Origin of the sequence: Paenibacillus macquariensis (assembly GCF_900156375.1) — a bacterium.
Classification (GTDB): Bacteria; Bacillota; Bacilli; order Paenibacillales; family Paenibacillaceae; genus Paenibacillus_AQ; species Paenibacillus_AQ macquariensis.
In genome coordinates, this window is sequence record NZ_FTNK01000016.1 from 67929 (window position 1) to 89320 (window position 21392).

Annotated in this window: 15 protein-coding genes; 8 read left to right on the forward strand and 7 right to left on the reverse strand. The window is 42.7% G+C overall.

The features are described from left to right. The first annotated feature begins 53 nt into the window (after positions 1-53). From BW961_RS22595 to BW961_RS22605, 3 genes are all read left to right on the forward strand, one after another. Entirely contained in the window at positions 54-1043 is a 990-nt protein-coding gene (locus BW961_RS22595) for an ABC transporter ATP-binding protein (RefSeq protein WP_068589272.1), read from the forward strand. Further along, a complete protein-coding gene (locus BW961_RS22600) occupies positions 1015-1788 on the forward strand; it encodes an ABC transporter permease (protein ID WP_068589268.1) in 774 nt (257 codons plus the stop codon). The genes BW961_RS22595 and BW961_RS22600 overlap by 29 nt, the downstream gene beginning before the upstream one ends. A 252-nt stretch (positions 1789-2040) precedes the next feature. Continuing rightward, positions 2041-2634 (forward strand): YdeI/OmpD-associated family protein, encoded by a 594-nt coding sequence (locus BW961_RS22605; RefSeq protein ID WP_068589266.1) that lies wholly within the window; start codon positions 2041-2043, stop codon positions 2632-2634. 274 nt (positions 2635-2908) lie between these two features. Here the strand turns inward: BW961_RS22605 and BW961_RS22610 are convergent, their stop codons facing one another. Together BW961_RS22610 and BW961_RS22615 are read right to left on the reverse strand one after the other, a co-directional pair. Then, on the reverse strand, positions 2909-3667 hold the full coding sequence (locus tag BW961_RS22610; protein ID WP_068589263.1) for an SDR family NAD(P)-dependent oxidoreductase: 759 nt from the start codon (positions 3665-3667) through the stop codon (positions 2909-2911). Between the two features lie 178 nt (positions 3668-3845). Beyond that, the gene (locus BW961_RS22615) at positions 3846-6143 is read right to left on the reverse strand and encodes a beta-glucosidase (protein WP_068589260.1); all 2298 of its coding nucleotides are present in this window, start codon (positions 6141-6143) and stop codon (positions 3846-3848) included. 114 nt (positions 6144-6257) lie between these two features. On the opposite strand from BW961_RS22615, the gene BW961_RS22620 reads away from it, so the two are divergent. Beyond that, on the forward strand, positions 6258-7499 hold the full coding sequence (locus BW961_RS22620) for an AraC family transcriptional regulator (protein ID WP_068589256.1): 1242 nt from the start codon (positions 6258-6260) through the stop codon (positions 7497-7499). Between the two features lie 113 nt (positions 7500-7612). Here the strand turns inward: BW961_RS22620 and BW961_RS22625 are convergent, their stop codons facing one another. The 3 genes from BW961_RS22625 to BW961_RS22635 all read right to left on the reverse strand — a co-directional run bounded on the left by BW961_RS22625 (position 7613) and on the right by BW961_RS22635 (position 10479). Next, complete coding sequence (locus BW961_RS22625) at positions 7613-9187, reverse strand: HAMP domain-containing sensor histidine kinase (protein ID WP_244556029.1); 1575 nt, start codon at positions 9185-9187, stop codon at positions 7613-7615. Then, on the reverse strand, positions 9138-9824 hold the full coding sequence (locus BW961_RS22630; protein ID WP_068589251.1) for a response regulator transcription factor: 687 nt from the start codon (positions 9822-9824) through the stop codon (positions 9138-9140). The genes BW961_RS22625 and BW961_RS22630 overlap by 50 nt, the downstream gene beginning before the upstream one ends. 139 nt (positions 9825-9963) lie before the next feature. Beyond that, positions 9964-10479 carry a hypothetical protein gene (locus tag BW961_RS22635; RefSeq protein ID WP_068589248.1) on the reverse strand — a complete coding sequence of 172 codons (516 nt, stop codon included), beginning with the start codon at positions 10477-10479 and terminating at the stop codon, positions 9964-9966. A 234-nt stretch (positions 10480-10713) separates the two neighbouring features. On the opposite strand from BW961_RS22635, the gene BW961_RS22640 reads away from it, so the two are divergent. Continuing rightward, positions 10714-11421 (forward strand): DNA alkylation repair protein, encoded by a 708-nt coding sequence (locus tag BW961_RS22640; RefSeq protein ID WP_068589245.1) that lies wholly within the window; start codon positions 10714-10716, stop codon positions 11419-11421. A gap of 495 nt (positions 11422-11916) precedes the next feature. Then, positions 11917-15081, forward strand: coding sequence for an S-layer homology domain-containing protein (locus tag BW961_RS22645; RefSeq protein ID WP_068589242.1), 3165 nt, complete (start codon positions 11917-11919; stop codon positions 15079-15081). 71 nt (positions 15082-15152) lie between these two features. Here BW961_RS22645 and pdxR read toward each other — a convergent pair whose 3' ends face one another. Beyond that, entirely contained in the window at positions 15153-16589 is a 1437-nt protein-coding gene (gene pdxR, locus BW961_RS22650; RefSeq protein ID WP_068589238.1) for a MocR-like pyridoxine biosynthesis transcription factor PdxR, read from the reverse strand. 217 nt (positions 16590-16806) lie between these two features. On the opposite strand from pdxR, the gene BW961_RS22655 reads away from it, so the two are divergent. Next, positions 16807-17355, forward strand: a complete 549-nt coding sequence (locus tag BW961_RS22655; protein ID WP_068589235.1) for a pyridoxamine 5'-phosphate oxidase family protein — start codon at positions 16807-16809, stop codon at positions 17353-17355. A gap of 113 nt (positions 17356-17468) precedes the next feature. Beyond that, complete coding sequence (locus tag BW961_RS22660) at positions 17469-17747, forward strand: alpha/beta-type small acid-soluble spore protein (protein WP_068589232.1); 279 nt, start codon at positions 17469-17471, stop codon at positions 17745-17747. A 246-nt stretch (positions 17748-17993) separates the two neighbouring features. On the opposite strand, the gene BW961_RS22665 is transcribed toward BW961_RS22660, so the two are convergent. Beyond that, positions 17994-20885: an endo-beta-N-acetylglucosaminidase gene (locus BW961_RS22665; RefSeq protein ID WP_068589229.1), complete on the reverse strand. Its 2892-nt coding sequence runs from the start codon at positions 20883-20885 to the stop codon at positions 17994-17996. Positions 20886-21392 lie beyond the last annotated feature (507 nt).

The window sequence follows — 21392 nt, forward strand, 5'->3', positions numbered from 1 at the left end:
TAAATATGTCAATTGAATCACTTTTTATATCGTATGGAGAGGATGGTTAAAGGGTGGAGAAAATTATAGAAGTACGGGGTATTAGCAAGGCGTATGGGAAAAGAAAAACGAAAGAGAAGATACATGCGGTTCGCGATGTTTCTTTTGATGTGAATCGTGGAGAGGTTCTCGGTTTATTGGGACCCAATGGTGCTGGGAAGACATCAACGATAAAGATGCTCTGTGGTTTGTTAGAATCGGATGCGGGTTCTATAACCATTAATGGCTTAGATATTTATAAGAAGAGACTTAAAGCGCTAGAGCATATCAGTGCTGTATTAGAGGGGAACCGAAATTTATATTGGCGTCTTACGGTTCGGGAAAACCTAGAATATTTCGCAGGTAACCGGGGTTACTCTCGGAAGCAAGTTGCCTATCAAGCGGATAAATTATTAGAGCAATTCAACCTTAAGGATAAGGAGAATGAGCTTGTCAATGGATTATCCCGGGGGATGCAACAAAAGCTGGCTATCGCTGTAGCACTATTAGCTAATACGGATGTCATCTTGCTGGATGAGCCAACTCTCGGATTGGATGTTGAGGTTAGTTATGAATTGCGTAATATTTTGAACAGAATCGTTAAGGAAGAAAAGCGCACGATTATTATTAGTTCGCATGATATGCCTGTCGTTCAGGAGTTGTGTGACCGTGTCATTATCATTAATAAAGGTGAAGTTGTGATTGACGACAGAGTGGAGAATTTACTTAGGTTATTTGAGACAAGGGCATATTCGATTAAGTTGGGTGAGGAATTAAGCATCAACCAGAAAAATAAATTGTTGAGTAGATTTCCATTAAGCACATATAAAGCAAGCTCCCATGAAACCATCGTAGAAGTGAATTTAGAGCATGGTCAGGACATCTACGAGTTGTTCGATCTTTTGAAAGAGGAAGGAACCATGGTGGAAAGTATTGATCGTATAACCATTGATTTCGAACAAGTGTTTATGCAGATTGTAAAGGGAGGGATGACCAATGAAATGGCTACACCTATTCAATGCTAATTTTCGTAAGGAATATATTGAGATGAAACGTTATCTACCGAACACGATTGCGTTAGTATTTACTTTTTATATTATATTTCTGGCTGCATTCTTTGGAATTATGTTCATAGGTGATCCAGCCAGTTTTGATACGAATGTTCAATATTCAATTGTAAGTGTAGTCTTTTGGAGCTTAACGATGATGACGATGAACTTTATCGGTTTCTCGGTAGTAACAGAAGCGACGCGTGGAACGTTAGAACAAATCTATATGTCCCCAATGGGGGTGTGGAAAATCATGCTCACGCGGATCATCGCTCAATTCGGCTTACAGTCTGTTATTATGGTCCTCTTGCTCTTTGGTGCGATGCTAACCTCCGGACAGTGGTTGAGTCTTAACCCCATGACAACGATCCCGATCATTGTAGTTACGATGATAAGTATGGTAGGTATTAGCTTTATGATTGCTGGGTTAGCTATTATTGTGAAGCAAATTCAAGCGTTTCTACAGATCTTTCAATTTGTGTTGATGGGACTTGTATTTGTTCCGTTAACGGTAGCTCCGTTTCTAGCATTTGCTCCATTCGTCAAAGGCGTGAATATGGTAAGAACAGTGATGATAGACGATCTGATGTTGACACAATTACCTTGGTCAGATTATGGGGTATTAGTATTAAATTCGCTGATATATCTGATCTTAGGGCTCGTTGTGTTCCATCGATGCGAGAAAATAGCTATGAAGAAAGGTCTTTTAGGCCAATACTAGCGTACACAATCGTTTATCAGGGCACCCATAAGGTGCCCTTTAATTTCGTTATTAGGGTGAGAGAGAACCGTATTATAAATAGGGACGAGTTTTTTAAATCGTGCGTGAAGGTACAAATATTAAATAAATAATATTTTGTATGGGATTAATATACTAGAGTCTGTACACAAACTGTACAATCCATAAAAAAACAGTACAATTGAACCTATAAGACGCAGATACGAAATAAGTGATGAAGAGGGGCGCTCCTTAATGACAAATAGTAGATTGAATCCTAAGGTTGATGAATATTTAAATAAATCTAAAAAATGGAAAGAAGAATATGAGAAGTTGAGAACTATCGTTCTTGACTGTGAGTTGACCGAAGAATTTAAGTGGATGCATCCATGCTACACGCTTGAGAACAAAAACATCGTGTTAATACATGGATTTAAAGAGTACTGTGCGATTTTGTTCATCAAAGGTTCCTTGTTAAAGGATGCCAATGGGATTCTAATCCAACAAACGGAGAATGTACAGGCGGGGCGCCAGATTCGGTTCACCAATGTTCAAGAAATAGTTGAAATGGAAGCCACCTTGAAAGCCTATATATATGAAGCCATTGAAGTTGAAAAATCCGGTTTGGAAGTGGATTTTAAAAAGAATGAAGAATACACCATTCCTGAAGAATTTCAAAATAAATTAGATGAAATCCCTGCCTTGAAAACTGCTTTTGAAGCATTGACGCCTGGACGGCAAAGAGCATACATTTTTCACTTTACTCAACCCAAACAATCCAAGACTCGAGTGTCAAGGGTTGAAAAGTATATGCAGCAAATTCTCAATGGAAAAGGATTAAATGATTAGGGCGTGAGAAAGAGAAAGCATTCAATGAAATGCCGTTCCTTAAGATAATATATAGAGGGATTATGTCTACATATAAAATGAAAGCAGAACCACAATCGTTGAGGGACGGTCCGTTCTCGGAGCAACCGCTCACACCATCTATTTTCCTCCTATAGAACAGGGGTGTCCCTAGCCATTTCATCAATGACTTTTGGGACACCCCTTAATCCGAGTTACTACAAAAGCGAAGAGTATTCCATTAGTTTCTGAAACACCCAGTCGACATGAGTCGTGTTTATAGCGTCAAACCACCGTCTACGACAACGATTGAACCTGTCATATAGCTGGATTTGTTGGAGGCCAAGAAGACCACCATCTCTGCAATTTCTGAAGGATCAGAATAGCGACCCATTCGCATATTTGGAATTTCCTCTGGCACGTAGCCAGTTTTCTGTATCATCAAAGGAACAGATTGCGTCAATGTCGTATCGACGCCACCTGGGCAAATCGCATTGACGCGGATACCTTTTTTCACGTATTCTAATGCCGCCCCCTTCGTCAATCCTATTACAGCATGTTTGCTTGCTGAATATGCTGCGAGACTATGCTCGGCACGAATGCCTGACGTAGATGCGGTATTAATAATTGAGCCATGACCTTGCTTCTCCATAACTTTGAGAACATGTTTCAAGCCAAGAAAAACACCTTTGACATTGACGTTCATGATACGGTCATATTCGGCTTCGCTAATATCTGTTAGCATTGAAAATGTTTGCAGAACGCCGGCATTGTTAACAAATGCGTCAATGCGTCCGTAGGTTTCCACGGCAATTTGAACATACCGTTCGACGTCTTCGTTCTTCGATACATCGGCTTGTACGAAGATACCTTCGCCACCATGTTCTTGTATTAGTGATAGCGTCTCTTCCCCGGTTGTTTGATTGAAGTCGACCGCAACGACTTTCGCCCCGTTCTGTGCCAGCTTTATACAACTTGCTCGTCCAATTCCGCTACCTGCACCGGTAACCACTACGATTGAGTTTTCATTTTGCATCTTCTTATACCTCCGATTCATATTGTTATAATATGGTGCCAACATGTTGAGCATGTTTCTCATAGATCTATCTGTAAAGGAAGCAGGGTGTGAAGATACACGAAGCATATCCTCAAACCCGTATCCAAGCTTCTCTCTAAACTTGATATTTTCGGTTTACATATGTTTGCCCAATCATTTATGAAGGATTATTCAATTGATAAATAATCCCGTTCAGCATTTCTTCCGTGAACGCTCCCTGGCTCATCATTAACAGCCCGCGCAATGGCATATAATGTATAAATCCTTCGAACATTTCACTCGAGCCTTCCCCCAGGCTGTCAGAGGCTTCAAGACCCTCCAACATAGTACCCATTCCCTCTTGCATCTTCTGAAGCAATCCTTGCATGAACGGCGCTCTTTGCGGATCGTTTAACAGGTCGATAACCAATGTGTTTAGGTCGACTATGGATTTCAAAGCGACTGTCGACTCGACATGTACCGTATCGCTTACAACGATATCTTCACACGAGCGTCCAATTAATATTTCAAAATCACCGGACTCCACATGCCAATCCTTAAGATCTACGTTGTAGTAAGCGAAGGAACGTTTATCCAGCGTCATCGTAATGGTCTTCTTCTCTCCCGGCTGAAGTTCTACTTTAGCAAAGCCCTTCAATTCTTTGACAGGGCGGATAATCATACTCTCTACATCGCGGACATAGAGCTGAGCAATTTCTTTACCGGCACGGGAGCCCGCATTTTGTATCGTTACCTGTATGTTAATAGAATCCGTATCTTTGATCGTTTTATGATCGATGACAAGATTCGAATATTCAAATGTGGTATAGCTCAGACCGTGTCCGAACGGGAACAGCGGCTTTACTTCTTTGGCATCATAATAACGGTAGCCAACAAAAATGCCTTCGCGGTACTCAACGCGATTGCCTTCGCCCGGGAAGAACAGGAACGAAGGGTTATCGCTCAGCTTCATAGGGAATGTCTCGGTCAGCTTGCCGCTAGGATTCACTTCACCAAACAATAAATCAGCGATCGCGCCGCCTGCCGCTTGACCGCCCAAATAAGCTTCTAGGATCGATTTTACTCGGCCGATCCAAGGCATATCGATTGGGGAACCATTCATAAGTACGACGACCACGTTACTCTGGACGGCAGTGATTTCTTCGATCAGCTGATTCTGGTTCGAAGGCATATGCAGATGCTTGCGGTCAAAGCCTTCGGATTCATAACGGTCGGGAAGTCCCGCAAAAATGATGACCGCATCCGCTTCGCTAGCTGCTTGTTTCGCTTCTTCCATCAAAGCAGCGTCCAGATCATCTCTGTCCAAATGGAATCCTTGCGCGTACACAACCGAGGCAGAATCACCCGCAAGTTGTTTGATTTCATCTATCGGTACGTCGATCTGGGTCGGATTGATATGCGAGCTGCCGCCGCCTTGGTATCTCGGTTTTTGCGCAAATGGACCGATAACCGCCAATTTCTTACCTTTTGCTAGTGGGAGCAGGTTCTCTTCGTTCTTCAGGAGTACCATCGTTTCGCCGGCAACGGTTCGCGCCAGACGATGATGATCGTCCCGATCGTAAGTCGCGTTTGGTTTTTTGTTATCTACGCTCATGAAAATGATACGTAAAATTCGCTCAACAGCACGATTAAGCATCTCTTCGGACAACTGACCGTTTTGAACAGCCTCTACGATTTTACGGTCGTTCGCTTCTCCGCTAGAAGGCATTTCCAGCTCTTGACCGGCAGCTAGCCCATCTACCCGGTCATTGTTAGCACCCCAATCGGTCACGACGAATCCTTCATGTCCCCATTCTTCCTTCAAAATATCAGTAAGCAAGAACTTATTCTCGGAAGCAAACGTTCCGTTAACTTTGTTGTAAGCGCTCATGACGGTCCACGGCTGGCCATTCTTTACCGGACCCTCGAAGCTCGCCAAATAAATTTCCCGCAGCGTGCGTTCATCGACAACGGCATCAACGCCCATGCGACGGTGCTCCTGATTGTTAACCGCGAAATGCTTCAGAGATGTGCCAACTCCTTGGCTTTGCACACCTTGAATATGGCTGGTGGCAATTTCGGAAGAAAGGAAAGGATCCTCCGAGAAATATTCGAAGTTACGTCCGCACAGCGGAGAGCGTTTGATATTGGCGCCTGGCCCAAGGAGGACGGCAACGTCTTCCGCCTGGCACTCTTCACCCAGTGCTACGCCGACTTTGCTGACCAGCTCCCGATCCCACGAGCTGGCCATACCGGCCGCTGAAGGGAAGCAAGTAGCGGGAACGCTATTAAATACGCCCAAATGGTCGGTGCCTTCCTGTTGCTTGCGCAGTCCGTGCGGGCCGTCGGTGACCATAATGTTAGGAATGCCTAGGCGCTCCACACCTTTTAAGCGCCAAAAATCTAAACCGGAGCACATGCCAGCTTTTTCTTCTAATGTCATCTCAGTAATTAGAGCTTGGATATCGCGTTCCACTAGAAATAACCTCCTTGGATTTAGGATGTCTGTACAACTCAAATTATCTCATGGAAACGCTTTCTATTATGGTATAATACTTAGAAAAATTGTACGCTTGGGGAGGTTTCCATATTGGTTAATGTTCATAGTCAACCCGAAGTAACCTATTCATGTAAGTTACTATATGAAAGCATCCAACTTCCGATCTTTTATACCGAAGATGGGCATGATGTGGAGACGATTTGGGGGAGTGGAGACCAGCAGAGGCCTTTTTATATGGAGTTCGACAAGCTATTCGGTTCATTTATAGAGAAAGAGATGAAACACCCGGTTATTCTAGCTGCGAATTCCTGGGAGGAGTTTATCATAGTACCTATAAAACGTAGTGGAAAGCGGCATGGATTCGTTGTAATCGGTCCTTCAATCCAGCAAGTACCTACAGATGAGCATATCAATGGGCTTTTGCACGATAATCAATTGTCTTATCTCGATCTGCCGCACTGGAAAGCCCATTGGGACAGCCTTCCGGTCGTAAGCCGTATTCGTCTGCTTCATATCAGCGTACTTGCGAATTGGATGATCAATCAAGAGGCTTTGGAAATTACGGATGTGCTGCAATATAGTTATCAATATGTGCTGCCGGCCAAGTCTCAAAGGAATATAGAAATTGAAATTCAAAACAAACGGGAATTATCGGTGTCTAATCATAGTTCGAAAATAGATAAACGGTTAATTGAATTGATTCGAACTGGCAATACAAGTGAATTAATGAAAGAGTGGATCGCCTATCCTATCGAGGGCGTGGGGATTCTATCTAAACGGAGCCAACTCCGCAATATCAAAAATTTAGCCATTTGCTCTGTTGCGATTGCTATGAGGGCTGCTGTAGATGGAGGAATATACGAAGAACTGGCCTTTACTCTCAGTGATCTGCATATTCAACAAATCGAAGAACTGAATGATGTCAAGGCGGTTGAGGCCGCGTTATTACGTGCGTTATTAGACTTTACGGAACGTGTTGAACAGAGCCAGAAAAATAGGTTGTCTAAACCGATCAGAATTTGCTGCGAGTACATCTTCAACCATTTATATCAAGAGATTACATTCGACAAGCTTGCAGAGTTGACTGGACTGAACAGTAGCTACTTGATGAATATATTCAAAGAACAGATAGGTATGACAATGATGAATTATATACAGAAACAGCGGGTAGAAGAAGCCAAGAAACTGCTTCTTATGACCAATGACACGATTTCATCCATCGGATTGAGGTTGACCTTTTATGATCAACCTCATTTTATTAAAGTTTTCAAGAAGCATACGAGTATGACGCCGAAGAAGTACCGATCTACAATCAAACCGGAAGGTCAATGAAACGGAGGACATTCTCAATAGAAAAGGACTATAAAAGTTGACTATTGGTGTACCAAAAAGGTACTAATATACGCAAAGCACCAAAGTTTTCGCTGGCAATGTGTTTGCCTTTTTTATTGCGATACGCAGGGAAATGACAGCCGCAATACGGTACCTGTTGATGACGTTTGAAGCAACTCGATTGTTCCGCCGTTTGCTTGGGCGAGTAACCGGCAGATTGATAACCCTAGACCGAGTCCTTGTTTTTTCTTGCGGCGACTGTTTCCTCTGTAGTAGCGTTCGAAAATAAATGGAACTTCATCGGGAGTAATCCCTTTACCATTGTCAGAGATATCGATAGTGATCATCGATTCAGTTGATCTTGCAGTAATCTTGATGATAGTAGCCGCAGCTGCGGCGCTGTTGCTAAGCAAGTTGAGAAAAATTTGCTTCAAATGTGATTGATCACAGGTACATACCAAACTGGAGGGAAGCACCTCAAGTTCCACTTGAACAGGTACAGATGTTTGAATGGTATGGAACTGCTTAATGATCTCCTCTATTAACGGCTCAAGCAAGACCTGAGACTTTTCAGGGTGAATCACATCTGACTCCATTGAAGAAAAATTAAGCAGATCGTCCACCATTACATGCATCCGCTTTGCCTCATTTAACCCGATATTTATGAACTCGTTAGCTTTATTGCCTGTAACTACGCCTTCCTGAATGGCTTGGAGCATACCGCGGATTGAGGTGATCGGCGTACGCAGTTCATGTGAGACTCCTGCGAGCAGATCGGTACGCATACGTTCAAGTTGGTTTAGACGTTCAGTCATTTCATGAAAAGCTTGAATAAGCCCGCTAATTTCACCTTCCTTGACGAGGCTCGGATCAGGCAAATACGGCTGGTAATTACCTGATGAAAGTTCTTTCGCTGCACTAGCCAGTTGAATGAGTGGCCTTGTGAGAGAGCGGGATAATACGAAAACGACAGCCCAGCCGCATAAGGAAATAAGCCCAAATGCAACCACAATGAGTCCGTATATTTGTGGCAAACGACCCTCGTTATATTGGGCGCTCATATAGAGTGTTCCTGAAATTTGATTGTGTTTATAGAAAGGAACACCAACTCGTAGCCACTTTCCTGACTGCGTATCGACCTTCTCACGAGTTTTCTCACCTGAAAGGACTTCGTTTTGTTTGGGCGGGGAGTTGAGGTAAACGCCTTCCTCCGCGTATGAATTGCTGAAATAATAAATCATCTCACCTGAAACGTTAAATAATTGAAATTGATAACCATCTGGAATCGAAGGGACGAATTCTGAGGGGATCGAAGGGACAGATGCCGGCAATGGGATATTTTCTGTGGGGGCTGGTGGCATTTTTTCTGAAGAATGTGCAGGTGACACCGTAGTGGCTAATTGCATGAGATCATCCATTTTGCTAAATGAATCACTCATCATTGCAGATCTCGCCTCGAGTAGCTGAAACTGCTGTTCCACAGTACTCATTCGAATCCAGTACATGCCAAACAAACCTATGCCCATAAGCATAATGAGTAGAATCATCACATAGCGCCATGTCCAATATCGCACCAAGGAAACAGAGGTAGCTTGCTGCTTAGCTTCTACATTGTTGTGTATGGACTTGCCCGGATGCTTAGTAAACACGGATACTGTACCCCATTCCTCTAATCGTTTCGATTTCACCCTCGCTTGCTGGCCATTGTTGGAGACTCTTACGTAGCCGTTTAATGGAGGTGTCGACTGAACGGTCTCCACCTTCGAAGTCGATTCCCCACACTTGATTAAGTAACTGATCGCGTTCAAAGCATTGATTGGGATGTTCCGCTAGAAATGTCAGCAGTTGATAGTCCCGGGGAAGCAAAGAGATCTGCTCAGCTCCGACTGTAACGCTCCGAGTGCTCGCGTCAATAACCAAACTACCAAGTCGCATAATATTCGAATCTATCATATAGACTGAGCGGCGAAGTACTGCTTGAATGCGGGCCATGACTTCCTGAGGATCGAATGGCTTGGCAATATAGTCGTCCGCTCCTTGGTCAAATCCTTGAAGACGCTCTGGTACAGCGCCGCGTGCCGTAAGAATGATGACGGGGCAGCTTCCTATTTGCCTAATTTGATGCAAAATATCAATTCCATTCTGATCATTCGGAAGCATAAGATCCAACAATACGAGATCGGGTTTCCAACTGAGGAATTGCTCCATCACATCGATTTCCCCCTCACCCGAATTCCACATGACTTCATAACTTTCTTTTTCCAAATATGCTTGAAGTAAGGCTGCGATCGGCAGCTCATCTTCTACTAACAATACTCGCTTCAAGGAAATAACCATCCTTCCATAATTATGTTTCACAGTATTATTCTAACCAATATGTATTCTGTTGAACAACGAGAGCTGTCCCAAAAGCTCTCCTGAGTAGAAGTTTACTTTTGTGACAGCTCTAGCTGCGCTTTATATGTTATTTATTGATTTTTTCTGATTGTGTAGATTGTGTGGAGTCTGTTGTTTTTGCAGCTTTCGTAAGTTTTCCTTCTTTTTCAAGCTTAGCGATCAGTTGATCAACCGTGATGCCTTGCTCTTTTGCCATTTCTTCTAGGCTGACAGCTTCACTGGATTGTGTGACTGCAGTTGCTTTGCTATCCATCGTTGAGTCGGTAGTACCTGTAGTTTTTGTAGCTTCAGATGAAGGAACAGCTTTAGTTACCTTACCTTCCTTTTCAAGCTGAGCAAACAATTCCTCTAGCGTAATGCCTTTTTCTTTAGCCATTTTAGTGAAGTTTGTGTCGTCTTTCAACTTCGCTGCTTCATCTGCACTGAGTGCTTTAGATGATTCTGTCGCTGGAAGGACTTTCACTGTTGCTGCGTTACTGGATTTATTGGTTTTATCAATTTCGATGTCACTGGATGCATATACAGATGTTCCGATAGCAGATATAGCGAGTACAAGTGAAGCGATTGTTAGTGATTTTTTCATTTTAAATTCCTCCTAGAGTGTTTTATATTCTTTATTATGGTGGTCATTTGCTACACACTTAATATATCAGTTGATTGTGTCGGGAATATGGCGGCATATAAGACTTGCCCGAACGTGCCTAACACCCTCAAGTGTTCTTGGTCCTGATTTCATTGGAATAAGGCCGGTTTATGATATATTCAAGTAAAGACGGCTTTATCCCGAAGGACAAACCATCAAAAAGGAGTGCTAATAATGAATCTAGAATCGGTAATGCAAGAACTTGAAGCTCTCGGTAAGGAACGCACCAAGAAGATATACCAATCCAATGGCGCGCACGAACCGCTTTTTGGCGTGGCTACAGGCGAAATGAAGCCTATCTTCAGGAAAATAAAGTTCAATCAACCATTGGCTGAGCAGCTTTATGCCACAGGGAATTACGACGCGATGTACTTTGCGGGGGTGATCGCCGATCCGAAGGCAATGTCTGAGGCGGATTTTGAACGGTGGATTGATGGAGCTTATTTTTATATGCTATCGGATTTTGTAGTAGCGGTAACCTTGGCAGAAACGGATATCGCGCAAGATGTTTCCGATAAATGGATTGCAAGCGATATCGAATTGAAAATGTCGGCGGGCTGGAACTGTTACTGCTGGCTGATCGGCAATCGTCCAGACAATGAATTCTCCGAAGAGAAAATCGCTGATTTGTTAGAACTTATAAAAAATACAATTCATGATGCCCCCGAACGCACGAAATATGCGATGAACAATTTCATATATACCGTGGCTACATCCTATCTTCCGCTTCATGATAAGGCAGTCGAAGTTGCGAAGGAAGTAGGTCCGGTAGAAGTCAATCAGGGTACCGCAAAAAGCAAACTCTTGAATGCTTCTGTTAATATAAATAAGGTAGTAGAAAAAGGGAAACTCGGCTTCAAACGCAAACATGTAAGATGTTAGAGCGAGGCTTAGTCTTAAATGATGAATTTAACTGAAAGTACAACAGACTGAAAGTTTGCCAATATAGCATTATTAGTCCCCGACCTGTAATGGTTAGGGACTTTTAATTATGTTATTTCTCCAGTGATTGAGGAGTAACTTTTGTCGCAGACCGGTGGGTAGGGGGCATGTCCAAGATCAAAGTAGAGATGCTTGTTACATACTTATATATGTTTAATATCCAAAAAAACCAAATTGTCATATGACAAAAATAATGACAACGATCACTACTTGTTCTAAATTTCTTAATTTATACTAGGTTAAGAGAAGCATATGACCGATATATATATATTGAATAGAGTAGGGAAAGTAATGATGTTTAAGTCGAAAGGAAGACATAGAGGATATTCATGTACCAGTTGCGTTTGGAGAGGAGCTAAAATATTTCAATATTCGCTAAAAATTGAAGGTTTTTTTATATTGTTATAGAAATAATGGAGCAGGAGGCGAATAAAATTGCTAAGAATATTTAAGAAGGCAGCGTCAATAGTACTCGTATTAAGTTTAATTCTAAGCGTGTTTCCGCAATTTATTTTTGCGAATGGCCAAAGTTCATCAAAGGAGTTTCTTTCTTTTTCCGTAGAAGACAATCTTGGCAACATCGATAACGTGAACCATACGATCAACGTCGAAGTTCCTTTTAATTCCGCAGTCGACAATATGCTTGAGATCTTTACGGTTTCCGAAGGTGCGTCAGTACCTAATCATATTAGTGGGGTTAAGCGCACTGATTATACGAATCCCGTAATATTAACGGTCGTTGCCGAGGACGGTAGTAAGCAGGATTATACGGTTACGGTAACTATCGGGCCTAGTAACATAAAATCTATAAAATCATTTGACTTGTCGGCTCCTGTAGTGACGGGCTTTATCGACGACGAAGCGTTTGCGATCTTTCTCACCGTACCGCAAGGTACGAATGTGACTGCGTTGAAGCCTACGTTTATTACAGATGAAAGCGCGGCTAAAGTTAAGGTGAATGGTACTGTTCAAGACAGTGGCGTCAGCGCTCAGAATTTTACACAACCATTGATCTATACGGTTGAAGCCTTAGATGGCAGCACACGGAACTATACGGTTACCGTTAATTTTCAAAGAGAGCTCAGTACGGCCAAAGAAATCACTTATTTCGGGTTGGCTTCGCTTTCTTCAGTTGGGATAATCGATGAGATAAACCATAAGATAGCTCTTACGGTTCCCTTCGGTACAAACTTGGCATCCTTAGCGCCGGCGTTTACGTCTACGGGCACCAGGGTCTACGTAAACCAAGTACAGCAAATTAGCGGAGAAGCCGTCTTAGATTTCAGATCGCTTGTTGACTATGTCGTTTATGATGAAGTCGGCGACTCTCAAGTCTATACCGTGACGGTACAAGTTGCGGCTGCAAGCTCAACTAAAGAAATGCTGACTTTTGCTGTTGCGGGTACAGAGGGTACTGTGAATGAAGCTGCGCATACGATATCCGTTGTATTGCCTGCCAGAGGTTCACTTCTCAATCAGACCGCAACGTTCACGACAAATGGTCAATCTGTCAAAATAGGCAACGAAGTCCAATATTCCGGGCGAACGCTTAACGATTTTACAAGTCCACTGACGTACACTGTAATCTCAGAGAACGGGTTGACGCAAAATTATGTGGTCACCACAGTGGTATTGGCTGATCTATCTGCGAAAGTTATCTCTGTAAGTGTGCCAGCGAATGGTACTTACACGTTTGGGCAAGCCCTCGATTTTGGTGTGGCGTTTGATCAGGCGGTTAGTGTGGATACGACGAATGGGACGCCAAGTTTGTGGCTAGTGATAGGAATCAAGTCGGTAAGGGCAGATTATCTTTCCGGCTCGGGAAGCAACACCCTGACATTTCGTTACACGGTTCAAAGAGGCGATTCTGACTTGGACGGTATAACCGTCGGGGCGTTAGATCTTAATAGAGGTACGATTAAAGATTCCGTTAGCAACACTGATGCCTCATTAACATTAAATAGCGTAGGCAGTACGGCAGGAGTGCTCGTCAACGCTCCTGTTGAAGCAGCGACGGTATCAACAAATCCGGTAACGAATGTTACCTCAACCTCGGCAAATGTAGGCGGGGATGTAACCAGTGACGGCGATTCGGCGGTAACCGTACGCGGTATTGTTTTTTCTACGAGTAGTGATCCAACAATAGCAGACATGAAGGTTGTCGTTGCTGGCACGACGGGTAGCTACACTTCGAATCTAACTGGACTTGCAGCGGAGACCACTTATCACGTTCGCGCATTTGCGACGAATAGCGTAGGGACAAGCTATGGGAACGATGTTAGCTTTACGACAACGTTGCCGAGTAGCGTAGCGACGGTATCAACAACTGATCCGGTAACGAATGTTACCGCAACCTCGGCAGACGTAGGCGGGGATATAACCAGCGAAGGCGGTGCTCCGGTAACCGTACGCGGTATTGTTTATTCTACGACAAGTAATCCAACACTAGCGGACAAGCAGATTGTCGTTGCCGGCACGACAGGTAGCTACACTTCGAATCTGGGTGGATTAGTAGCGGGAACAACTTATTACGTTCGCGCATTTGCTACGAATAGCGTAGGGACAAGCTATGGAAACGATGTTAGCTTTACTACACTTTCAACTACTCCTCCAATTGCAACAGTCATTGCTATGTCTTTGAACAAGCATACTGGAACAATGCAAGTTGGGGATACGTTCACTGTAGTAGCTACTGCAACTATGAGTGACACGACGACTCAAGATATAACTTCTCTAATTACTTGGACAGCTGACGATCCTTCTAAAGTTTCCATTCATAATGGAGTGATCACAGCATTAAAGTCAGGCAGTGTAACAATAGAAGCTAAGTATTCAGGCACGTCAGTAATCGTTGATCATATTAATCTCAACATTACTAATCCTTATATTCCTGGAACTGGAACTGGAACGGGTGGAACTCCAAGCTATGGTACTAATGAGATTACTGTAGAAAAACCTCCAGCAGCTAGTACTCCTCCAATCTTCCCTACGGGTGTTAATATTGCAAAGGTTATCTCAGAACTCACTAAGAAATTGGAAGACAGTAAGGGAGTGTCTGTGAACTTTAATGACACGGCTACTCACTGGGCAGATAAAACGGTTAAGTTATTCACTAAACTGGGCGTTGTAAAAGGATACGAGGATGGTTCATTCCGGCCTAATGATAGTATTACTCGAGGAGAGTTTGCTTCTATCATATTTAGAGTGTTTGGATTAACGGGTTCCACATCTACTAACCTATCAGATGGTAAAGGTCATTGGGCTGAAGATGCTATTATAGCCTTGTCCTCTAGTGGTATTATCTCAGGTTACGAAGATGGAACGTTTAAGCCTGACAGACAAATAACTAGAGCTGAAATTATTTCTATTATTTCTAAATTAGTAGTTCTCAAGACAACTTCTAGTCAAGGTACTTTTAAAGACATTGATGGGGTCTGGAATAAAGATCAGATTCAGGCAGCTGCTTCTATGGGGCTAGTAAATGGGCAGTCAACTGATCACTTTGCACCACAATCCAATGCTACTCGTGCAGAAGCCCTTACAATTATATTGCATGCATTAGAATTAGACTCAGGTCTTAAATCTTTATTTGAACAATAAATAGTAAAGAAGAAGGCGTGTGGGTAGATATTACTCACACGTCTTTTCTTTTGAAAATAATGAAGTAACATTCACTCACATAAAATCAACTCCGAAAGACGATGAATCCCCTGTTCAATCGATGCTTCATCTACTTGTGCAAACCCCAATACCCATCCCTTTCGTGTGCTTTCCAAACAATAGGGTCCAAGAGGATATACACGTATTCCCTGTTGAAGGGCTAACGTTGTCACCGTTTCTTCGTCGTATGATTCTTCAGCTTCAAGTAACATATGCAATCCCGTTTCTGCTCCACTTAGTGTGAAACGTTCCCCTAATCCGCTAGCCATAATAGCCTTTGTCATCGCTTCGTGTCTTCGTCGGTACACATTTCTGACTCTTCTCATATGGCGCATGAAATGCCCATTCTTGATGAAGTGGGTTAGTGTTAGCTGATCCATAATCGGCAGATGACGGTAAGTCAGCTCCTGTACCCTAGCTAGTTGAGCAATGGCCTCGACTGATCCAACGATAGCCGAAATACGAATGCCTGGAGCAATCATTTTAGAAAAACTCATGAGGTACAAGGTATTCTGAGGTGCTTGGCTAAACAGCGTTGGAAGTGGATCCCCACGATATCGAAATTCACTATCATAATCGTCTTCAATGATCCACGATTGATCTTTAGTAGCCTTATGTAGCAATTGTTGCCTGCGCGGCTCGGACATAACGACTCCGACCGCGCACTGGTGCGAAGGAGTAACAAAAATCAGCTTGGATTGTGGGTGAATATGCTCAACCACTAGACCATACTCATCAACGGGAACAGGTACCACATTCATACGCCGATATTTCATCGCCATCCAGGAAGCTGGAAAACCGGGATCTTCTACAGAGACAGTGTCCCCATCAGATAAAAGTGACTGTGCGATTAAGTCAATACTATGCTGAGCTCCTGAGGTCAATAGAATCTGATTGGTTTGAATATGGATGCCTCGTTCAAGTGATAAATAACGCTGAATTTGTTCACGTAAGGGTGTGAAGCCATAGGGATTACCGTAAGCCCAATTTGATTCATCCATTTCAGCGGATGCATGGAGAAGCGATTGTCGCCAGTTCTTTTGAAATTGCCCATCCAAATAGGGTTCATGGGGACTGAAATCAATATCCACTTCTCGTTGTTCTTTGCCTCTGAACCAGTCATGTAGTTGATCGACAGCCGAGTTCAACAAGGGAAGGGAAGGCGGAATGGGACCATCTGTTATTATTTCCTTCGTCGATTCTGTGACTTGATTCCATTGACTAACTCGTGTTCCCCCCCGGCGAGATGTAATGGTATACCCTCGACTTAGCAATTCCTCATAGACGATCTGTATAGTTGAGCGGGAGACACCTACCATGTGAGCCAGTTCGCGGGAAGGAATCAGCAATTCCCCTGGGGCCCAAATCCCGTTTGTAATATTATAAATAGCTTGATCAAGCAATTGCTGCCAGATCGGTCTCTTATCATTACGAATGACTTTCATCATCGTACACACCTCCCAATAGAAGATCCAACCCTAAGTAATAGTTATGGATTGTTCGAAAACGTAATCTTTGGATGTTATAATGCAATCCATTCGTTGATATACTACCGTAATAACACTAGTATTTGCAATCTGGCCGTTGCCGTACGCTAGAAGAGTATCGTATTTAAGGCAATTGGAGCGGGATGAGTATCTTATGAAATGAAAGGGGAAATTTTGAATGGATTCGGTTCGTTACAAGATCAGGGAATGTGTGGATCAAGACAAAATTGAAAGTTTCCTTCACCAAGCGAGAACAGGGTATCTTGGGTTGGTTGATGGGAATCTTCCATATGTTGTACCGCTTAATTATGTATGGACGCAGGGGAAGCTCTATTTTCACGGGGCTGGAGATGGAAGACGTAATCAAGTCATGAAGGAAAATCCAGAGGTATGCTTTACGGTATGTGAGGAATACGGAACCATCACGAATCCAGTACCTGCCAAGACGGATACGGCTTATATGAGCGTAATGATATTTGGACAAGCAGAGCCGATCACAGATTTGGATGAAGCTACTCATGTACTTCAGGAAATGATGAATAAATATGTACCCGGATATTATAACCGCCCCTTACCCAAGCAGCATGTGGACAAGTATAGGTCGGCTGTATTCGGCGGACCAGTTCAAGTATGCCGGGTAATTCCCCACCATATGACGGCAAAAGAAAGTCCTATTGAAGCAGAAAAAATGTATAGAACGGAAATGAAGGTAGGACGAGATAATTAATGAAAGAATAACGTTACGACTTGCACTACGCCGTTTCCGATCTTGGACATCATAATCCCCCAAAGTTCTGGGTATGTTAGAACAAGACACCGAGGAAAAGGGAGTGTAGCATGATGGCAAGAAGAAGCAGGAGATATGTGGTGCCAGGAGTGGAACAGGGGATGCAGGCTTTCAAAGCAGACGTAATGAAACGCGAAGGATATGCGGTTGATCCGAATCAGCCCGACGATGTGAAATATGAAGTAGCTAAGGAGCTTGGTGTACCTCTGCATCCAGGTGACAATGGAGGTCTGACTACAGAATCAGTCGGACAAGTTGGTGGCAAAATTGGAGGCGCGATGGTACGGGAAATGATCCGTCTCGCACAAGAGCAATTAGCGAATAAAAAGTAGACTAAAGACTTCTAAGAAGTTGGTACCAGCTAAAAATCAAGAAATCGATATAATTTGTAATCTTAAAATATCCATCCTAGTAGTCTGGTCTGTGAGTTCTTCAATCTCATAGGACGGGTTACTTTTTGTGTTATGAATTACAGGGGGAATTGGCTGTGGGAAAGAAAAATCCGAGCGCAAAGGAGCCATCCCTCAAGTAGAAAAATCTACTCAAGGGACAGCTCCAGATTCAAATCTTTTAGTTCCTTACTTGTCGGCTGGGGTTCCAAATGGAATTTTAACCGGCTCGGATTTATTGCCGCTGAAGTCTTCCAGCACCACTTCAATTACGCCAGAGGTACTCCCAACTTTGAGATTGGTTAAATCGTCGACACCTCTTGTAGCATAAGATTTCCCATCCTTAAAGGTGATTGGTTTGCCATTTTGCGATGCGTACAAATGCCACCAGTCATTGGATGTTGGGCCAGACAATTTAACATAGGAACCGTTCATTGTTGCTACGCCTTCGTATACATCGGAATAATTATCTTTTAACACACTAGTATCATCCGTGTAAGTAATCACATTTCCCTTAGCATCCAAAAGCGAGACTCTAACGGTATACGTACTTCCATCTGTATATGGAATTTCAAATTCAGCGGAATTCGTTGCTTTTTCTAAAGTAGTTGAATATACATCATCGTGTGAATAGTTGAAGCTCACATCTACTTTTACTTTTTCATGCTTTATGGGAGGTGTGTTCCATGATAAGAAAATGGATCCCTCGTGTTCAGTCGTTTCAATGTTTTTAACTGTTTTGCTGAAATCCTTTTTGACTACGGCTGGCTTGCCTTCAATTCCGTCAGCGCCAACTGCGGTAACTTTAATTTCAACATTACCCTTAGGATCGTATAAGGATTTAATATAAAATGCGTCGTCATAGGTTCCGCCTAAGTATACTTCTCTGCCATCGTCATATTTCGCATATACATTGTACTTCTGTACTTTGCTGTAGTCTTCCAAATCCCATGAGATATACATTTCGGAAGTATCGAAGGATTTATCGATTTTCAAGCCTGTTGGAGCTTTAGGCTTAGCTACAGTGCCATCCGTAATTTTAATTTCACCAACGTTGAATTGGTAATTCTTTATCGCACCTTTCTCCGGTGTAAAGGCCAAACCGAAAGCGGCTAAGCTTCTACCAGCATAAGCAGACAAGTTAAGGTTCTTTTCATCCCATCCTTTGGTCGTTTTGTTAGCACCGCTTGGAATTTGAACGTATTCCACTTTGGATGGAGCGTCTTCAAATATCAATCCTACTTTAACGCTACTTGCATCGGTAGCAGATGGTTTATTATAAGTAATGTTTAACTTGGAAGTTTTTTTAATATCCATTTTAGTTTTGTAAAGATTCACAAAGTTCGTTGCATCTAGATCACCGAAGACTACTAGAGAACTGCCACCATTATACGCACCAACCTGGGTATAGTCATGTCCTTCGCTATATTTCTTTCCATAGTCATAATCTACATTTAACCGTGTGCCTTCTGTATCAATGCGCCATTGCCATGTTGGCAAGTAATCTTGGATATTGATGTTTGCCCATTCATGATCATTTGAAACTTGACCGTCTACAAAATACTGCATACCATGTCCGGTATTAAAGTTGGTGTTAAAGTTGGAACCGTTAATAACGGATCTTTCCGAGATGAATGCTGCTAGACCTGGCCATGTCTTATATTCCTTACCCTCGTTATCCTTACCCTCGTCTGGCTTTCCACGGTTAGGATCATTGGCAGTTTTAACAGGGTCAGGGGTAGCATTTAGAACCGCACCAAGCAATTCATCATGAGTCATGTCAGCTGAATCAAGTGTGCCTTTTCCTTCAGCATATGTTGGAGCATTAGCTGCACCTGAATACCATGCTCTTTCTCTTGCAGCAATATACTTGTAGTATTCGGGGTTGCCGCGTCTGTTTTCTGTGTACTTATTAGGTCCCGAATGACCAAAGAGCTGTTCATCCAAATGCTCATAGACCGTAGAGCTACCCAGGGAAGCTATGCCTGTTCTAGGTACCAGATTTTCATCGTAAGTGTTGTATAAGGATCCCCGCATGCCACTAAACCCGGTTTGACCGGCTTCAAACGTATTAAACACTGTATTTCTTGGATCCAGACCTAATGACTTCATAGTTTCCACGGAACCGTCCACCATTGCTTTACTTGGGTCCGGATTCATGTACAGGGAATGAGCAGCAACGGTTTCATCGGTAGGGTTCTTGATCCAGTTGCTGAACTCCTTAGCGTTTTTATTGTAGTAATCTATTTTACCCCACTTGCTTTCGTTCTCCTGTCCATAAAGGTTAGAAGCATAGACTTGAACGTAAATCCCCTGTGAAGTCAAGGCACGAAGAAACTCTTCATATACCGGCATAAAGCTGGCAGGAAGTTTTTCTTCCGCATTCACAAAGTAGCCGTCAAAGTTGTAATACTTAGCGATTTCAACAAATTTATCCGCGAGTGGGAATCGTCCATTTTCGTCTTTATAAATAAAGTCATCCGTATGCTCTGATCTTGGGAAGAAAATAGCACCTAATGCTTTAACACCGTTTTTGTGAGCGGCATTGGTATATGCCGGGTTAGGAAGATTCATCACGCCAAACTCATATTCGCGCTCCCACCATTCTCCTTCAGGATTAAATAGGGAGTCCGGTGTTGGATTCGTCACTACACCATGCCAGGATGCCGTATAATCAACATATTGCCAAAAGTTAAACAGATATTGGGCGAATTGATCATTATAAATGGTTGGATTAAAAAACTCATTGCCATAATCACCTGTTAAGAGCAAGCTTTGAACTTCCTGATCCAACATAGGATTAGCCTGTGTTGGTTTAAAGGCTTCATTTCGTTTCTGAAGCGGTACTTCAGCTCTCATAAATTCATAGTACTCATCTGATTTAGGAGTCCAATCCAGGATATTCTGTTTACGGTACCCATGATAAACGGGTTGACTTTTACCCTTATAGCCTTGTTCACCCATGCGAGGAGGGAGAGTATCACCACCCGCATGTACGATTGTAGCGTTAGGTAGAATCATACCAACGGATAAGATAGATGCTAAAGCAACAGTCAAATGTTTTTTGTATTTTACTCTCATGGTTTCATACTCCTCTTGTTCATATTTATAAAAACGTTAAACGCTTCTATACTAAATAATTAAACAGACTATACTTAAATAGTTTATTGTGCCTCACCAACTGTATCCTACTTGCCGTTACCATCCGGACCTTCTTATGTGAACGCTTTCAAAACGTTTAGCACATCCTCCCAAGAAGTAGGGGTTGAAATATGAAGAGCTTGAATCCAATCTGTCCGTATCCACATCATTTGGCGGATCATACGTTCACTGTGGTTCAACTTTATTATATCTAAGAGCTCCTATAACGTTATTATAAAGTACGAATGTGTGCACAAACTAGTTTCCGATTTTTACATTTGTATCTTTTATTTACTCATTGTGGTTTATTTTGAACTCTCTCTATTCTTGATGCGTCAAATTCGTAGCCTTTTTGAAAAAACGATGGAAATATTATGATTAGAATAAGTTTAAGTATCGTATCTATTACAATAGAATCATGAAAAAACTCGTCCAGTGCATTCTAAG